This is a genomic window from Maritimibacter alkaliphilus HTCC2654 (assembly GCF_000152805.1).
Taxonomy (GTDB): domain Bacteria; phylum Pseudomonadota; class Alphaproteobacteria; order Rhodobacterales; family Rhodobacteraceae; genus Maritimibacter; species Maritimibacter alkaliphilus.
In genome coordinates this window covers 68372-85046 of sequence record NZ_CH902578.1, presented here as the reverse complement: position 1 = coordinate 85046, position 16675 = coordinate 68372, and the positions used below count along the sequence as shown (strand labels likewise).

The following is a 16675-nucleotide window of genomic DNA, read 5'->3' as shown; positions in this document are numbered from 1 at the left end:
GCCGAACGCACCCAAATATTCAAATAAGACCAAACGTGTCGCCGCGCCCCCGGGTGCGGCGACATTGTTTTGACGGGGCGGCAACGGCGCGGGCAGCTGTTTTCCCCGCAATCGCCGGTCGGAACAGCGTTCTTTCAGACCGACGATCCGGGCCGGTTTTTTCCTTGATCGGCGCATTTTCTCCGGCCAAAGGGAACAATCATTCCAGATCGGGGGAAGCGCGATGTTCGAAAGCCTTGGGTTTGAAACGCTCACCGCACCGCAGGTCGCCGTTATGTTCGGTGCCCTTGTCGGGGTTTTGTTCGGCGTGCTGGCCGAGCGCACGAAGTTCTGCTTCCGACGGGCCGTCGTGGGGCAGGATCGCCGCGCCGCCGCCGGTGTCTGGTTCATGGCGCTGGCGAGTGCGCTGATCGGCACGCAGGCCGCCGTGGCCGCCGGGCTGATCGCGTTCGACGATCACCGCTTCATGACGGGCGATCTGCCGATCCTCGCCATCCTCATAGGGGGTGCCCTGTTCGGGGCGGGCATGGTGCTGGCCCGTGGCTGCGCATCGCGCCTGACCGTGCTGGGGGGCACCGGCAACCTGCGCGCGCTGTTCGTGATCCTCGTCTTCGCGGTCGTGGCCCATGCCACGCTGAAGGGCGTTCTGGCCCCGATCCGCACGTCGCTGGGTGCCGTCACCCTGCCCTTGGGCGACGCGGTCAGCCTTGCCGCCCTGCCCGGCGGTGCGCTGTTGTGGTCCGCCGTGATCGCCGTGGCCGCGCTGGCCGGGGCCCTGCGGTCCGGCAACCGCCCCGGCACCCTTTTACTGGCCACGCTTCTGGGTCTGCTCGTTCCGCTTGCCTGGGTGGGCACGGGATACGTGCTCTATGACGATTTCGACCCGATCGCGATGGAAAGCCTGTCGTTCACCTCGCCCGCGACCGAGGCGCTGTTCTTCACCATCGCCTCGACCTCGATCCCGGCGGGTTTCGGCACGGCGCTGATCGGTGGCGTCCTTGGCGGTGCCCTGCTCGCGTCGCTCGTGTTCCGCAGCTTCAAATGGCAGAGCTTCACCTCCCCCCGCGAAACCGGGCGTTACGCGTCCGGCGCGGCGCTGATGGGGATCGGGGGCGTGCTGGCGGGCGGCTGCACCGTAGGTGCGGGCCTGTCGGGCGTGCCGACCCTGTCGCTCGCCGCGATCCTCGCCCTCGTGGCCATCGCGGGCGGCGCCCTCGTCGCCTCCCGCGCGCTGGGAGAGGCCGCCCCGCGCGGTCTGGCCGTGCCCGCCGAATGACGCTGCCGAGCGGCTGATCCTAGTGCGGGATCAGCCGTTTTCGCACCGTCCGGCCCGCAAGCCAGACCAGCAGCACGACGGGGATGACCAGCCCGGCGGTCCACCACACCTTGTCCACGTGCAGCGCACTGGCGACGGGGGCGGTCAGATAGCCCAAAAGGCTGACCGCGTAATAGCTGATCGCCACCACCGACAGCCCTTCGACCGTCTCTTGCAGCCGTAGCTGCAAGTCGGCCCGCCGATCCATCGATTCCAGCAGCGCCTTGTTCTCGGCCGAGCGTTCCACATCGACCTTGGTGCGCAGCAGGTCACCGGCGCGGATCGCGCGTTCGGCCATGTCGTGCAACTGCCTCTCGACCGCCTTCACGGTGCGCATCGCCGGATCGTAGCGGCGGGTCATGAATTCGCGAAAGGTCTGCCGCCCGTCCCAGCGTTCCTCGCGCAAGACCTCGATCCGCTGGTTCACGATGGCCTCATAGGCCGCCGTCGCCCCGAACCGGAACGAGGTTTCGGCGTTCAGACGTTCCAGATCGGCCGAGATGCCCAGAAGCTTCTGCAACCGGGTCTCCGAGGCCATCGTCTCGCTCCCCATGTCGGCCACGAGGCCCGACAGCTCGTCGCCCATCTCGCCCAGCCGCCCCTGGATCGCGCGGGCCCGGGCCAGTCCCAGCATCGACATCTGCTTGTATGTCTCGATCTCGCAGATCCGCTGCACCACCCGCCCGATGCGGCGCGGGGAACAGGACTCGCCTGCGAAGAACGCGAACCGCGCGTGTCCCGCCTCGTCGATCCGGAAATCCCCGGCCATGATCCCGGCGCGGTCGAGCACGTGGGTCGCCGCCATGCTCTCGGGCACGAACCACTTGTCGATCTTCGCCCGGATATCCGCATCCGTCGGCATCCGCTCCACCCGGATCAGGGCCGAGGTCATGCGCACCCCCGGCGCGTTTTCCAGCCAGTCCGGGGGAAAGACGCCGAAGTTCTTGCCGTCGAAGGGCGTGTCGGAATTGCCGTCCCCGAAGATCGTGTAGGTCACGAACTCCGTATGGCTCTCCCACTTCAGCCGGTATTTCCCGAGGTCGCCGAAGAAATGGTTGGCCCCCGGCTTGGGATGCGCCGTGCCGTAGCGGTCGAGCAGGTCGGTCAGGTGCGCCACATCCGCCGCCCGGTCCCGCCCCGCCGCGTTCTCGGACCGCTTGATGGCGAGGTAGACGGCGAAGCAAGGCGCTTCCAGCGACGGGAACGGGCGCGCGTGCAACTCGTTCGCCAGCGCGTAGCGCAGCGGATGGTCTTCGATGGTGGCCATGGTTCCGGTCCCGTTCGTCGCGTTTCGTCAGGCGAGGTTACGCGAAGTCAGGTCACCGAAACAGTGGTCGATTGTCGCGCGGGGGGCAAAGCGCCCCCTACGCGTCACGAGGGTTCAGAGAACGACGACGTCCAGCGGCGGGAAGCCGTTGAACCCGACCGAGGAGTAGGACGAGGTATAGGCACCCGCGTTGCGGATGATCGCCCGGTCGCCCGACTTGAGCGCGAGCGGCAGCATGATCGGGCGCTTCTCGTAGAGCACGTCGGCGCTGTCGCAGGACGGACCGGCGAGGATGCAGGGACCCATCTCGCCACCGTCACGCGGCGTCGCGATCTGGTAGCGGATCGCTTCGCCCTCGGTCTCGGCAAGGCCAGAGAAACGACCGATGTCGAGGTAGACCCAGCGATGCATGTCGTCGTCCGACTTCTTGGACACGAGCAGCACTTCCGCGATGATCGCGCCGCATTCGGCGACGAGGCCCCGGCCCGGCTCTGCCATGACGCGCGGCACGTCGCCGAAACGCGCGGTGACGAGGTCCATCACGCGGGCAGCGTAAGCGGCGGGCGCATCGATCGCTTCGCCGTAGAAGGCCGGGAAGCCGCCGCCGATGTTGAGAAGGTCGAGGTCATAGCCCTCGGCCACGGCGCGGTGCCAGATCTCGGCCACGGCGTCGAGCACGCCGGTCCACATCTCGGCGCGTTTGGTCTGCGAGCCGACGTGGAACGACAGACCGACGGGCTTGAGGCCCAGTTCGACCGCATAGGCCATGAGGTCGATCGCCTTCTCGCCACGGCAGCCGAATTTGCGCGAGAGCGGCCAGTCGGCCTGGGAGTTCTCGACGATCATGCGGATGTAGACTTCGGCGCCCGGCGCGTGCTCGGCGATCTTTTCGAGCTCTTCTTCCGCATCTGCGGCGAAGAGGGTCACACCGGCGTGCCAGGCGAAGGCGATGTCGCCGACCTTCTTGACGGTGTTGCCGAAGGAGATATCCGCCGGGTCCGCACCCTGCGACAGGCACAGCTCGATCTCGGCGCGCGAGGCGGCGTCGAAATGCGAGCCGATGTTCACGAGGCGCTCGATGATCTCGCGGGTCGGGTTCGCCTTCACCGCGTAGTGGATGTTGGCGCGGCCGAGGCCCTGGGCGAGCTGGTGGAACTGGTACTCCACGCGGTCGACGTCGAGGACGAGCGTCGGACGGTCCACGGACATCGACTGAACAGCGGTTTCGAGACGGGTGATCGGGGCGAAATCGCCCTGTGCAACGTAGGTCATGTCTATCTCCAGTAGACAGGGGTGCAGTACCCCAAGGTTCCAAGTGGAGACGTTACCGTCGCTGCATAAACGCGTGCCGATCCATCCTCGCAGCCCCTTTTGGCGGGGGGTCGCTCATATGGTCTGCCGGTCGTGGCCAGAGGCGCGTGCGTTGGCGTCTTGAATTGCGCATTTGGGGCATGTGTTGAGTCGTTGCAAGAGTTTTTGAATCCGTGGGTGAAATTTTTTGAAAACCCGCTTATGCGGAACACATGGCGAGATTGATCCTGTTCAACAAACCCTTCGACGTGCTGTCGCAATTCACCGACACCAAGTCCCCCTCTCCGCGCGCGACGCTGTCGGATTACATTGATGTGCCAAAGGTTTACCCGGCAGGACGGCTTGACCGCGACAGCGAGGGGCTTTTGCTTCTGACCGATGACGGACGGTTGCAGGCGCGCATTTCGTCGCCCAAGTCGCGCACCCCGAAAACCTATCTCGCGCAGGTCGAAGGGGCACCGACCGACGCCGACCTCGACCCGTTGCGCAAGGGTGTGACGTTGAAAGACGGTCTCACCCGCCCCGCCGAGGTGCATCTGATCGACCCGCCGGACCTGTGGGAGCGCGATCCGCCCGTCCGCTATCGAAAAAGCGTGCCGGATCGCTGGATCGAGCTCACCATCACCGAGGGGCGCAACCGGCAGGTCCGGCGCATGACCGCCGCCGTGGGTTTTCCCACCCTCAGGCTCGTGCGTTGGCGCGTGGGCGACTGGTCGGTAGAGGGAATCGCACCCGGCACGTGGCGCGACGCGCGCTAGGCCGGGACGCCGACCCTATCCTTTGGCACAGGTCGCCGGCCACATTGGTGCCGCGTTCGACCCGTCCGATCCCAAGGATGCCATGGACGGGTTATCCTGCCCTTTTTTCGTCACCAATCGCCGAGAAATGGCCCAATCCCAGCGTGATCGCACCCTATTCCGGCCCGAAACCGGGGGTAATCCCTACCCCAAGTCGTCTTCTGCCCGACGATACCAGTTCATCAGATCGAGACGTTTAGAATGCTGCTCAAATCCGCGATATCGAACTTCCTCAAAGACGAAACCGGCGCCATCACGGTCGATTTCGTGGTGTTCTGGGGGGGCTCCATGCTGATGGCCTATACCGTCGTCGGCGACGTGTCGCATGGCGTGATCCGCGCCGCCGACGGCATCTCGGGCGCGCTGGAGGAAATCGCGGCGACCAACCTGTCGCTCGAAGAAATCACCGGCATCGCCACGACCGCCGCACCCGACCAGACCGGAAACGACGACGACCCGTCCGACGATGACGTGACCGGGACCGAGGACACGGCGTCAAACGAAACCGGAGGCTCCGACAGCGGAAGCGACAGCGGCAACGACGGTGGCACGGGCAACCCGGGCAACGACAAGGATGTCGGGAATGCCGGCGAAAACCCGAACGGGCGTGACGACTGGGGATCGGGGTCCAACGGGATGAGCGATTCCGGTTCGAACGGCAATTCCGGAAACAACGGGAATTCGGGAAACAACGGCAATAACGGGAACAACGGGAACAACGGCAACCACAACGGGTGGAACGACTGATGCCCGACAGGCGCAGGCGGACGGATCGGGCCGCCCGCGCCGCAGACCGGCCCCCGCGTCAATCATCTGGTAACAGCTGTGACGCGGCGGTCCCAAAAGAACCTTTCATCGCGCCGGTTCGGGCCACGACGCGACCGCATTGACCACATAACTTTTATTTCGGACGACACATTATGACTGGATTGAAAACCGATGCGTTTGAAAACTTTTTTCGGCAGCGATGCAGGTGCTGTCACCGTTGACTGGCTTGTTCTCACCGCCGCCGTATTCGGCCTTGCGACCGGGGTGATCTTCGCCTTCGACCAAAGCGTCACCGGACTCGCCGACGCGGTTGACGACACGATGGTCGAAATCGCCGACAACGATTTCTCACTCGAAACATTCGGGCAGGAGGACGAGGCGGACGGCGCCAGCGAACTGGACTGAACCGCCCGGCCCCGAAACGAAAATGGCCCCGCAGATCGCGGGGCCTTTTCCTTGTCTTGCGAAAGGATCAGTCGAGCAGCGACAAGAGGCTGGTGACCGAATCCTTGGCGTCGCCGTAGAACATCCGCGTGTTGTCCTTGTAGAACAGCGGGTTCTCGATGCCCGAATAGCCGGTGCCCTGCCCGCGCTTCGACACGAACACGTCCTTGGCCTTCCAGACCTCCAGCACCGGCATCCCGGCGATGGGCGAGTTCGGATCTTCCTGCGCCGCCGGGTTCACGATGTCGTTCGAGCCGATGACGATGACCACGTCGGTCGAGGGGAAGTCGTCGTTGATCTCTTCCATCTCGAGCACGATGTCGTAAGGCACCTTGGCCTCGGCCAGCAGCACGTTCATGTGGCCCGGAAGACGCCCGGCGACCGGGTGGATGGCGAAACGCACCTCTTTCCCCTGCCCGCGCAGCTTCTTGGTCAGGTCGCTGACCGCGTTCTGCGCCTGCGCCACGGCCATGCCGTAGCCCGGCACGATCACGATGCTGTCGGCATCCTTGAGCGCCTGCGCGACACCTTCGGCATCGATCGGCTTCTGCTCGCCTTCGATCTCCATCTGCTCGCCCGCCGGGCCGCCGAAGCCGCCCAGAATGACCGAGACGAAGGACCGGTTCATCGCCTTACACATGATGTAGGACAGGATCGCACCGGACGAGCCCACGAGTGCGCCGACCACGATCAGGAGGTCGTTGCCCAGCGAGAAGCCGATGGCCGCCGCCGCCCAGCCCGAATACGAGTTGAGCATCGAGACCACGACGGGCATGTCCGCGCCGCCGATCCCCATGATGAGGTGGTAGCCGATGAAAAGCGCCATGACGGTCATGATCGCGAGCGGCAGGAATGCGCCCGAGCCCACGTACCAGATCAGCGCGATGAGCGAGATGATCGCGGCGCCCGCGTTCAGAACGTGGCCGCCGGGCAGCTTCTTGGCCGCCGAGGTCACTTTGCCCGCAAGTTTGCCATAGGCGATCACCGAGCCGGTGAAGGTCACGGCCCCGATGAAGATCCCAAGGAACAGCTCAACCTTGAGGATGTTCAGCTCGGCCTGGCTTTTCTTGGCGATCAGTTCCCCGAACGTGCCCAGCCCCTGCTCATGCAGCCAGACGGACATGCCTTGCGCGTTGAGCGAGGTGGGGGCCGACGCCATGATCTCGGCCACGCGGCCCATTTCGAGATGCGCGTTGTAGCCCACGAACACGGCTGCCAGACCGACGAGCGAGTGCATGGCCGCCACGAGTTGCGGCATCTCGGTCATCTGGACGCGCTTGGCGACGTAGAAGCCGATGATCCCGCCCGCCGCGACGAGCACGACCGACAGAAGCCACAGGCCGGTGCCCGGCCCGATCAGCGTTGCGAAAACCGCCAGCGCCATGCCGACGATGCCGTACCAGACAGCCCGTTTGGCGCTTTCCTGGCCCGAAAGCCCGCCCAGCGACAGGATGAAGAGGACGGCTGCGACCACGTAGGCCGCGGTGGTGAATCCGAATTCCATAAGTCCGTCTCCCCCTTACGATTTCTGGAACATGGCGAGCATGCGCCGGGTGACGAGGAAGCCGCCGAAGATGTTGATCCCGGCCATGAAGACCGACACGGCCGCCAGCAGGATCACGAGGAAGCTCCCCGATCCGATCTGCATGAGCGCACCGAGGATGATGATCGACGAAATGGCGTTGGTGACGGCCATCAGCGGCGTGTGCAGCGAGTGCGACACGTTCCAGATGACCTGGAAGCCGACGAAGACCGACAGCACGAACACGATGAAGTGCTGCATGAAGCTGGCGGGCGCGAAGAGACCGGCAAGCAGGATCAGGCCACCGCCCACGACCAGAAGGGTCGCCTGCGTCTTGGTCTGCTGCTTGAAGGCCGCGATTTCCTGCGCCCGCTTCTCTTCCGCCGTCAGTTCCTTGGGCGGCGGCGCCTTTTTCTGGGCCGCGATGGCCTGCACTTTCGGCGGCGGCGGCGGGAATGTGATCTCGCCCGCATGGGTCACGGTGGACCCGCGGATGACGTCGTCCTCCATGTTGACGTTGATCTTGCCGTCCTTGTCGGGCGTCAGATCGGTCATCATGTGCCGGATGTTGTTGGCGTAGAGCGTGGACGACTGGGTCGCCATGCGGCTCGGGAAATCGGTGTAGCCGATGATCGTCACGCCGTTGGGCGTCACCACCTTCTCGTCCATCACCGTGCCTTCGGCGTTCCCGCCCTTTTCGGCGGCGAGGTCGACGATGACCGAACCCGGCTTCATCGAGTCGATCATGTCCTTCAGCCACAGCTTCGGCGCTTCCCGGTTCGGGATGAGCGCCGTCGTGATGACGATATCCATGTCGGGGGCCAGTTCGCGGAACTTGGCAAGCTGGGCCTCGCGGAACTCCGGCGACGATACGGCGGCGTAGCCACCTGTCGCGGCGCCGTCGGCCTGCTCTTCCTCGAAGTCGAGATAAACGAACTCGGCACCCATCGACTCGACCTGCTCGGCCACTTCGGGCCGCACGTCGAAGGCGAAGGTCTGCGCACCCAGCGAGGTCGAGGTGCCGATCGCGGCAAGCCCGGCCACGCCGGCACCGATGACGAGCACTTTCGCCGGGGGCACCTTGCCCGCCGCCGTCACCTGACCGGTGAAGAACCGACCGAAGTTGTTGCCCGCTTCGATCACGGCACGGTAGCCCGCGATGTTGGCCATCGACGACAGTGCGTCCATCTTCTGCGCGCGGCTGATGCGCGGCACCATTTCCATCGCGATGACGGTCGCGCCCTTGGACTTGGCCAGCTCCAGCCCCTCTTCGTTCCCACCGGGGTTGAAGAAGGTGATGAGCGTCTTGTCCTTGGTCAGGCGCTTGAGTTCCGTATCGGTCGGAATACGCACCTTGGCGATGATGTCGGCCTCTTTCCACAGGCTCGCGGCGGTCTTGACCACCTTCACGCCCGCGGCTTCGTAATCCGCATCGTTGAACCCGGCTTTTTCGCCGGCCTTGGTTTCGATGAGGCAGTCATACCCCAGCTTCTGCAACATGCCCGCCGATTCCGGCGTCATGGCAACGCGGTTTTCCCCCGCGATGGTTTCCTTTGGAACCCCTATCTTCACGGTACTTTCCTTCTCCCACTCACGCCGCGGGTGTTTCCCCCGCAGTCTCAAGAAAATTTCCTATACGCTACGATTCCGGATTGCGACCGAAACCGTAGGGTTTGCGACTTTATGTTCTCCTAGCGTGCTTGCCCCTGCGTCACAACCATCGGCCCACGCGGTCCATCCAGTCCCGCGCCTCGTCGCCAAAGGCTTCGATCAGGCCCCGCTCCTCGCCCCGGATGAACCTGTGCGCGATGAAGGCGGCGAAGATCGGGACGAGGATCAGCGCGAGCGGCACGTCGAGATGCAGGATCACGCCTGCCAGCACCAGCGCGTCGCCGAGGTAGATCGGGTTGCGCGTCACGCGGTAGATGCCGGATCGCAGAAAGGCCGAGGGCACGCGGCGCGGAACGAAGCTCGTTCGCCCGCGCAGAAACTCCACGAGCGCCAAGGCCATCAGCCCCAGGCCGACCACGACAAGGGCATCGCCCAGATAGCGCACCCAGCCCGGCCCGAACGTGCCGCCGGGAACCAGCCGGTCCAGCCCGAACGACGCGGCGATCGCCACGATCAGCCAGAAGGGCGGTATGTCGAGCCACTTGAGCAGCAGAATCTCTCGCGCAACATAATTTCATCAGCCACCGTTTATTGAGGAACAATCTTGCCGACGCAACCCCTCGCAGGTGCAGCATTTCCGTAACGTAGCGATTGCGCCGCAGCGTCACAGGCGTAGCGTAACCACAAACGCGGGAGGAACCATGAACGAACTGACGGGAAAACATGCGCTTGTGACGGGCGGCGGCACGGGCATCGGTCTGGCCATCGCGACATCGCTGGCGGGCGCCGGGGCCGACGTGACCATCACCGGACGCCGGATCGAGGTTCTGGAGGACGCGGCCAAGGCGCATCCGAACCTGCATCCGGGCGTGATGGACGTGTCGGACGAGGCCGACGTCAAATCGGCGGTCGCCAAGGCGCGCGAGGCGCGTGGGCCGATCACCATCTGCGTCGCGAACGCGGGGATCGCCGAGGGGCGCAAGCTTACCAAGACCTCGACCGAGATGTGGCGCAAGGTGATGTCGGTGAACCTCGACGGGGTGTTCTACACGCTGCGCGAAGTGGTGCCAGACATGGAGCGCGAGGATTGGGGCCGTGTCGTCGCGATCTCGTCCATCGCGGGGCTCAAGGGGCTGAAGGGCGCGGGCGCCTATTCCGCCTCGAAACACGGGGTCATTGGCCTGATCCGGTCGTTCTCGGAAGATTTCATGGGATCGGGGCTTACGTTCAACGCGATTTGCCCGGCCTATGTCGATACCGCCATCGTCACCCGCAACGTGGATGCGATCTCGGAAAAGATCGGCGGCGACCGCGAGGCGGCGCTGGCCATGATGCGCGATCTCAACCGCCACAAACGCCTGATCCAGCCCGAAGAGGTCGCGGCGGCCGCGATGTGGCTGGTCGGCGCGGGATCGGAAAGCGTGAACGGCCAGACCATCGAGATCGCCGGCGGTCAGATGTAGCGGTCAGGACCGCAGCGACCGTCCGATGAGCCGCGCGAGGCGGTCGAGGTCGGCGCGCAGCACGGCATAGCTGCGCGCGGCCATGACGACGCCGTGAAGCGCGTTCAGGATCGTGCGGGCGGCATCCTCCGGCGTTCCATAATCCTCGAGCGTCACCCTGCCCGCCGCCTGCGCCCGTGCGAGCCAGTCCGAAATCACCGCGATCAGCTTTGCGTCGCCCTCGGCCACTACGCCGGCGGCGGCGGTGGTCTTGAGGTCGATAAGTTCCTCGCCATGCGGTGAATCCATCAGCATGTCGTAAGGCGGCGCGACCTTGGCCGCGAATGCGCCCCTAAGCGCTTCGACCGGATCGCCCGCGCCGTGCAGAACGTCCGCCATCGCGCCCGCGACCTGTTCGAAGTAAAGCTCGACACCCGTGGCGAAGATGTCTTCCTTGTTGCGGAAATGCAGATAGAGCGCCGCGCGCGACATGCCCGCCCGCTTGGCGATCTCGTCCATCGACACCCGGCGAAAGCCGTATTGGGCGAACGCCGCCATCGCAGCGGTGAGGATCACCTGCTGTTTGTCATCCGACTGCCCAATTCGTCCCGTATCAACCTGCATGAGAGCCTTCTGACACTTTGGACAAAATCTGTCAATTGACGCGCTGACATTTTTCGTGCATTTTGTCAGAAGCAATGGCGCGCGAACAGCCAGTCACGGGAGAGACCAGCCATGAGTTACAAGATCACCGTCAACGGAACGTCGCACGACGTCGACCTGCCGGGCGAGGTGCCGCTTCTGTGGGTCTTGCGCGACGAACTGGGCCTGACGGGCACCAAGTTCGGCTGCGGTGTCGCGGCCTGCGGGGCCTGCACGGTTCAGGTCGACGGCATCGCCCAGCGGTCCTGCCAGCTGCCGCTCGAAGCGGTCGAGGGCGAGGTGACCACGATCGAGGGCGTCGGCACGCCGGATAATCTGGCCGCCATTCAGCAGGCCTGGGTCGACAACAACGTCGCGCAATGCGGCTATTGCCAGTCCGGACAGATCATGCAGGCCGCCGCCCTGCTCGCCGACATTCCGAACCCGACCGATCAGGACATCGACGACGCCATGCAGGGCAACCTCTGCCGCTGCGGCACCTATCCGAAAATCCGCGCCGCGATCCATGATGCGGCCAAAGCGATGCAGGAGGCCTGATATGTCCCGTCTCGGAAAAATCACCCGCCGCGTCTTCCTCGTCGGCGCCGTTGCCGTGACCGGCGGCGTGGCCGTCGGCGCCTATGCGATCACGCGCGACCCCGAAAATCCGCTCGACCCGTCCGAGGGCGCGTCGCTTAACTCCTATGTCATCATCGACAAGGACGGCGTGACGGTCATCGTGCCGCGTGCCGAGATGGGGCAAGGCGTCCAGACCTCGCTCGCCGCGCTGGTGGCCGAGGAACTGGAAGTGCCGATGAGCATGGTGCGCGTCGAACATGGGCCCCCCGCCAAGGCCTATGCCAACTCCAAGTTCATCCTGCCGCGCAGCTATGACAGCGAACCGCCGGGCAAGCTGGTGAACACGGTGATGGAGGCGATGCCCCGCATGATGGGGATGCAGATCACCGGCGGCTCGATGAGTGCCGTGGACGCGTGGGAAAAGAACCGGATCGCAGGGGCCGCCGCGCGCGAGATGCTGATTTCCGCCGCCGCCGAGAAACTGGGCGTGGGCCGCGATCAGCTGCGCGCCGAAAACGGGGCCATCGTGGCGACCGACGGCACCACCCTTCCTTACGCGGAGCTTGCCGAAGCCGCCGCCGCCATCACGCCGCCGGACAATCCGCCGCTGAAAGACCCCAAGGATTTCAAGCTGGTGGGCAAGGCGCTCCCACGCCTGGACCAGCCGGCCAAAGCGACGGGCACCGCGCCCTTCGCCATCGACACGCGGGCCGAAGGGATGAAGTTCGCGACCGTCAAGATGACGCCCCGGATCGAAGGCGAAATGATCTCGTTCGACGCGAGCGTGGCCGAAGGGATGCCGGGGATCGAGAAGATCATCGACCTTGGCGACGGCGTCGCGGTGGTTGCCAACAACACTTGGCTCGCCATGCAGGCCGCCGAAGCGATCACGTTTGAATGGGGCGAAGCGCCCTATGGCGCGACCACGGACGAGGTTTTCGCAGACCTCGAAGCCGCCTTCGACGGCGAGGTGAACTCGACCCCGCACGATCACGGCGAAATCACCGAGTCCGACGACGATGTGGTGGCCGAGTATCGCGCGCCCTTCCTGTCCCACGCGCCGATGGAGCCGATGAACGCCACCGCGCTGTTCACCGGCGACGCGCTGGAACTCTGGGCGGGCATTCAGGGCCCGATCATCACCCAGCAGCAGACGGCCAAGGCCGTGGGGCTGAAACAGGATCAGGTCACGGTCCACACCACGATCATGGGCGGCAGCTTCGGCCGCCGCGGCTTCAACGACTTCGCCATCTACGCCGCGAAGGTCGCGAAAGAGATGCCCGGCACCCCGGTCAACGTCACGTGGTCGCGCGAAGAGGACATGCGGCACGACTTCTACCGCCCCGGCGCGATCGGCCGGATGCGGGCACGCCTGAACGGCGACAAGGTCGAGATGTTCAAGGCCGACCTCGCCGCCGGGTCCGTCATGCGCGCGACGATGAAGGCGTTCATGGGGATCGACCGCCCGATGGCCGACCCGATGGTGACCGAAGGCGTGGCCGAACAGCCCTATGGCTTCGACAACGTGCTGATCCGGGGCTACGTGCCCGAGCGGTCCCCGCGCGTCGGCTTCTGGCGCTCGGTCGGCAATTCGCAGAACGCGTTCTTCATGGAAAGCTTCATCGACGAACTGGCCCACAAGGCGGGCGTCGATCCGGTGGCTTTCCGCCTTGCGCATATGGAGGGCGTGGACGCCGAGACGGTCGAGGTCGTCAAGACCGTGGCCGAAATGGCGAACTGGACGGGCAAAACACCTACGGGCAAAGGGCGCGGCATCGCCGTCACCTATTCCTTCGGGACGCCCGTGGCCGAGATCGTCGAGGTGTCCGACATGGACGGCGCGGTCAAGATCGACAAGGTCTGGATCGCCGCCGATCTGGGCAAGATCATCGACCCCGGCAACGTCGAGGCGCAGCTTATCTCGGGCGCGATCTATGGTCTGTCCGCCGCGATCCATGACGAGATCACATTCGAAGACGGCATGGTCGTCGAAGGCAACTTCTGGGATCACGACGCGCTTCGCATGAACGCGACGCCGGAATTCGAGGTCAAGGCCCTTGCCTTGGGCGGTGCGGTCGGTGGCGTCGGCGAACCCGGCACGCCCCCGGCGGCCCCCGCCCTCGCGAATGCGATCTTCGACCTGAACGGCACGCGCCTGCGCAAGATGCCCTTCCGGCACGAGGTCGACTTCTACGCCTAAGGCGCGCAAATGAGACTGCGCCCTGTTGCATAAACGCACGGAATTCCGCCTCATGGCGGAATTCCTTACCTGCCCGAAAAGATTGACGCTACGTCAATCATCGGAATGAATGAACCAGTTCGTTACAAATCACTTCAGCACGACCGGATCATAACCGGCGGCATCGAGGCAGAGTGGTTCAGGTGTGATGGCGTATTGGTCAGCCATTGTTCGTTGCAGGTATTCGCTGGCGGGTTTTGCCGGCCTCCCCTACTTCCGACCCTTCGCCTCGCCCCGCCCCGGGTGTGAGGCGCGATCATGGCCACGATGAATTCAGGCCTCGGCGGGCCAGCGGGCTACGGCGAGAACGTCTTTTCCTCCACCTCCAAGACCACGGGCAACAACGACGATGGGTCGGTCTACGTCGATACCTCGTCCGTCTTCGGCGACGGCATCGACTTTTTCGGAACCACCTATTCCGGGCTTTACGTCAACTCGAACGGCAACATCACCTTCGGGGCCGCCAACACCGCCTATCAGACCTCGAACCTCGCGGGCACCTCGTCACGCATGATAGCGCCCTTCTGGGGCGACGTGAACATCAACTCGGGCGGCGAGATTTACTGGGATCTCGACGCCGCCGCAGGCACCGTGACGATCACGTGGGACGGGGTCGCGCCCTACAACGGGTCCGGCGCGAACTCGTTCCAGATCGTGCTGACCGACATCGGCGGCGGCGATTTCACGGTCGAATTCATCTACGAAGACATCCAGTGGACGACCGGCTACAGTCAGGTCGCCCAGGCGGGCATCACGGATGGGGGGGCGAACGACTTTATCCTCCCCGGCTCCGGCAATGCCACCACGATGTCGAACTATGAAACCTACGACTTCGGCACCAACGACCCGAACGGCACCACCGACTTTTTCTTCGTGAACGGCCAGCCCGTCTTTGGCGACGGTGTGGTCGAGGGCACGTCGGGTGCCGATACGATCGACGCCGCCTATTACGGCGACCCGGACGGCGACCTGATCGACGACGGCGACGGCACCGGGCCTGCGGGCAACGAAGACCTGATCTACGGCTTCGACGGCGACGACAACATCTTCGCGGGCGACGGCGACGACACGATCTACGGCGGTGACGGGACCGACAACATCTTCGGTGAAGATGGCGACGACACGATCTATGGCGACAACGGCCCCACCGGCGTCACGGAAGACCTGAACTGGTCCGCACAAGGCGCGGATGGCGCCAGCATCGCGGGCGGCTTCACCCAGACCACCGGCACCATGGACGTGAACGTCTCGTTCTCGGCCGATGGCAACAACGCCGTGTTCGAAGTCGCGACCGCCGAAACGAACTACGTGGCGGGGGGCGAACCCTTCGCCCCCAATTCATCGGCCTATGTCTACGGCAATGGCGACGGACCCACGGGAACCGTCACCATCGACTTCGCCGCCGTCCCCGGCTCCGGCATGTCGGACGAGGTGCAGAACGTCGCCTTCCGCCTGAACGACATCGACAGCTACGCGGGCAACCACATCGACGTGCTGACCGTGAACGCCTATGACGAAAACGGCGATCCGGTCGCCGTGACCCTGACGGCGGCGGGCAACGACAGCGTTTCCGGCAACACCGTCACCGCAGGCGGCACGCTCGACAATCCGCAGGACGCCCAAGGCTCGGTGCTGGTCGAGATCGACGGGCCGGTGGCGTGGTTCGAGGTCATCTACGTCAACGCCCTGACCGGCACGCACGGCATCAACATCACCGACGTGAGCTTCGACACGATCCCCGCCTCCGGCGCCGCCGACAACATCTTCGGGGGGCTCGGCGACGACACGATCCACGGCGAAGCGGGCGACGACGTGATCTGGGGCGACGAAGGGTCGGACACCCTTTTCGGCGGCGCGGGCGACGACACGATCTGGGCCGGTGCGGGCGATACGGTCACGGGCGGCGCGGGCGACGACATGATCTGGCTGGACGCCGCCAACGCGTTGGGCGGACCGGGCGCGGTCATCGACATCATCGGCAGCGAAGACGGGGAAACCGGCGGCGATACGCTCAATTTCGCCGGGCTGATCGACTGGGGCACGATCAGCTACACCGATGCGGAAAGCGGCTCGGCCACGCTGTCCGACGGCACGACGGTGACATTCTCGAACATCGAGAACCTCATCATCTGCTTCACCGGCGGCACCGCCATCGACACGCCCTCCGGCCCCTGCCCGGTCGAACACCTCAGACCCGGCGATCTGGTCCTGACCCGCGATCGCGGCCCGCAGCCGATCCGCTGGATCGGGCGCCGCACGGTGCCCGGCACCGGCACCTTCGCCCCGATCCGCTTCGAACGCGGCGCCTTCGGCAACGTCGCGCCCCTGATGGTCTCCCCCCAGCATCGCATGGTGTATTCCGGCAGCCGCGCGAACCTCTATTTCGACACGCCGGAAGTCATGGTTCCCGCCAAACACCTTGTCGACCAGCGCCTGATCCGGCAGGTCGAGGTGCCCACGGTCACCTATTTCCACATCATGCTGGACAGGCACGAGGTGCTCTGGGGCAACGGCGCCCCGTCCGAAAGCTTCCACCCCGGCGCGCTGGGTCTGGACGCCCTCGCCGCCGAGGCGCGCGAGGAGCTTCTGACCCTCTTCCCCGACCTGCGCGCCGATCCGGGCGTTTACGGCAAGACCGCGCGCCGCGTGCTCAAACGCTTCGAGGCGCGGCTTCTGGCGGCCTAGGCAAACCGCCCGCCGTCAGGACCGGCAACCAGCACGCCGCAGCGCGTGCGTAT

At 65.0% G+C, this 16675-nt stretch carries 14 protein-coding genes; 8 read left to right on the top strand and 6 right to left on the bottom strand.

Annotated features, from left to right (window positions below; all coding sequences use genetic code 11):
• Positions 1 to 223 precede the first annotated feature (223 nt).
• A complete protein-coding gene (locus tag RB2654_RS01440) occupies positions 224 to 1276 on the top strand; it encodes a YeeE/YedE family protein (RefSeq protein ID WP_008327863.1) in 1053 nt (350 codons plus the stop codon).
• A gap of 19 nt (positions 1277 to 1295) precedes the next feature.
• On the opposite strand, the gene RB2654_RS01435 is transcribed toward RB2654_RS01440, so the two are convergent.
• Together RB2654_RS01435 and RB2654_RS01430 are read right to left on the bottom strand one after the other, a co-directional pair.
• A complete protein-coding gene (locus RB2654_RS01435) occupies positions 1296 to 2582 on the bottom strand; it encodes a DUF3422 family protein (RefSeq protein WP_008327862.1) in 1287 nt (428 codons plus the stop codon).
• A 114-nt stretch (positions 2583 to 2696) separates the two neighbouring features.
• Positions 2697 to 3854, bottom strand: coding sequence for a type III PLP-dependent enzyme (locus RB2654_RS01430; RefSeq protein ID WP_008327860.1), 1158 nt, complete (start codon positions 3852 to 3854; stop codon positions 2697 to 2699).
• A 251-nt stretch (positions 3855 to 4105) separates the two neighbouring features.
• Between RB2654_RS01430 and RB2654_RS01425 the strand changes: the two genes are divergently transcribed.
• The 3 genes from RB2654_RS01425 to RB2654_RS23645 all read left to right on the top strand — a co-directional run bounded on the left by RB2654_RS01425 (position 4106) and on the right by RB2654_RS23645 (position 5863).
• Complete coding sequence (locus RB2654_RS01425) at positions 4106 to 4651, top strand: pseudouridine synthase (RefSeq protein ID WP_008327859.1); 546 nt, start codon at positions 4106 to 4108, stop codon at positions 4649 to 4651.
• A 240-nt stretch (positions 4652 to 4891) separates the two neighbouring features.
• A complete protein-coding gene (locus RB2654_RS23650; protein ID WP_008327858.1) occupies positions 4892 to 5437 on the top strand; it encodes a hypothetical protein in 546 nt (181 codons plus the stop codon).
• A 192-nt stretch (positions 5438 to 5629) separates the two neighbouring features.
• Positions 5630 to 5863 (top strand): hypothetical protein, encoded by a 234-nt coding sequence (locus tag RB2654_RS23645; protein WP_008327857.1) that lies wholly within the window; start codon positions 5630 to 5632, stop codon positions 5861 to 5863.
• Positions 5864 to 5930: 67 nt separating this feature from the next.
• Here the strand turns inward: RB2654_RS23645 and RB2654_RS01410 are convergent, their stop codons facing one another.
• The 3 genes from RB2654_RS01410 to RB2654_RS01400 form a co-directional block, all read right to left on the bottom strand.
• On the bottom strand, positions 5931 to 7406 hold the full coding sequence (locus RB2654_RS01410) for an NAD(P)(+) transhydrogenase (Re/Si-specific) subunit beta (RefSeq protein ID WP_008327856.1): 1476 nt from the start codon (positions 7404 to 7406) through the stop codon (positions 5931 to 5933).
• Positions 7407 to 7421: 15 nt separating this feature from the next.
• Positions 7422 to 8996 carry a Re/Si-specific NAD(P)(+) transhydrogenase subunit alpha gene (locus RB2654_RS01405; protein ID WP_040884259.1) on the bottom strand — a complete coding sequence of 525 codons (1575 nt, stop codon included), beginning with the start codon at positions 8994 to 8996 and terminating at the stop codon, positions 7422 to 7424.
• A 139-nt stretch (positions 8997 to 9135) separates the two neighbouring features.
• Entirely contained in the window at positions 9136 to 9546 is a 411-nt protein-coding gene (locus RB2654_RS01400; protein ID WP_008327854.1) for a methyltransferase family protein, read from the bottom strand.
• Positions 9547 to 9736: 190 nt separating this feature from the next.
• Between RB2654_RS01400 and RB2654_RS01395 the strand changes: the two genes are divergently transcribed.
• Positions 9737 to 10498, top strand: coding sequence for an SDR family NAD(P)-dependent oxidoreductase (locus tag RB2654_RS01395; RefSeq protein WP_008327853.1), 762 nt, complete (start codon positions 9737 to 9739; stop codon positions 10496 to 10498).
• A gap of 3 nt (positions 10499 to 10501) precedes the next feature.
• On the opposite strand, the gene RB2654_RS01390 is transcribed toward RB2654_RS01395, so the two are convergent.
• Positions 10502 to 11101, bottom strand: coding sequence for a TetR/AcrR family transcriptional regulator (locus tag RB2654_RS01390; protein ID WP_008327847.1), 600 nt, complete (start codon positions 11099 to 11101; stop codon positions 10502 to 10504).
• A gap of 111 nt (positions 11102 to 11212) precedes the next feature.
• Here RB2654_RS01390 and RB2654_RS01385 point away from each other — a divergent pair, with 111 nt between their 5' ends.
• The 3 genes from RB2654_RS01385 (at position 11213) to RB2654_RS01375 (ending at position 16622) form a co-directional block, all read left to right on the top strand.
• Positions 11213 to 11677 carry a (2Fe-2S)-binding protein gene (locus RB2654_RS01385; protein ID WP_008327846.1) on the top strand — a complete coding sequence of 155 codons (465 nt, stop codon included), beginning with the start codon at positions 11213 to 11215 and terminating at the stop codon, positions 11675 to 11677.
• Between the two features lies 1 nt (position 11678).
• Positions 11679 to 13898, top strand: coding sequence for a xanthine dehydrogenase family protein molybdopterin-binding subunit (locus tag RB2654_RS01380; protein WP_008327844.1), 2220 nt, complete (start codon positions 11679 to 11681; stop codon positions 13896 to 13898).
• A gap of 297 nt (positions 13899 to 14195) precedes the next feature.
• Complete coding sequence (locus RB2654_RS01375) at positions 14196 to 16622, top strand: Hint domain-containing protein (RefSeq protein ID WP_008327843.1); 2427 nt, start codon at positions 14196 to 14198, stop codon at positions 16620 to 16622.
• Positions 16623 to 16675: the final 53 nt, after the last annotated feature.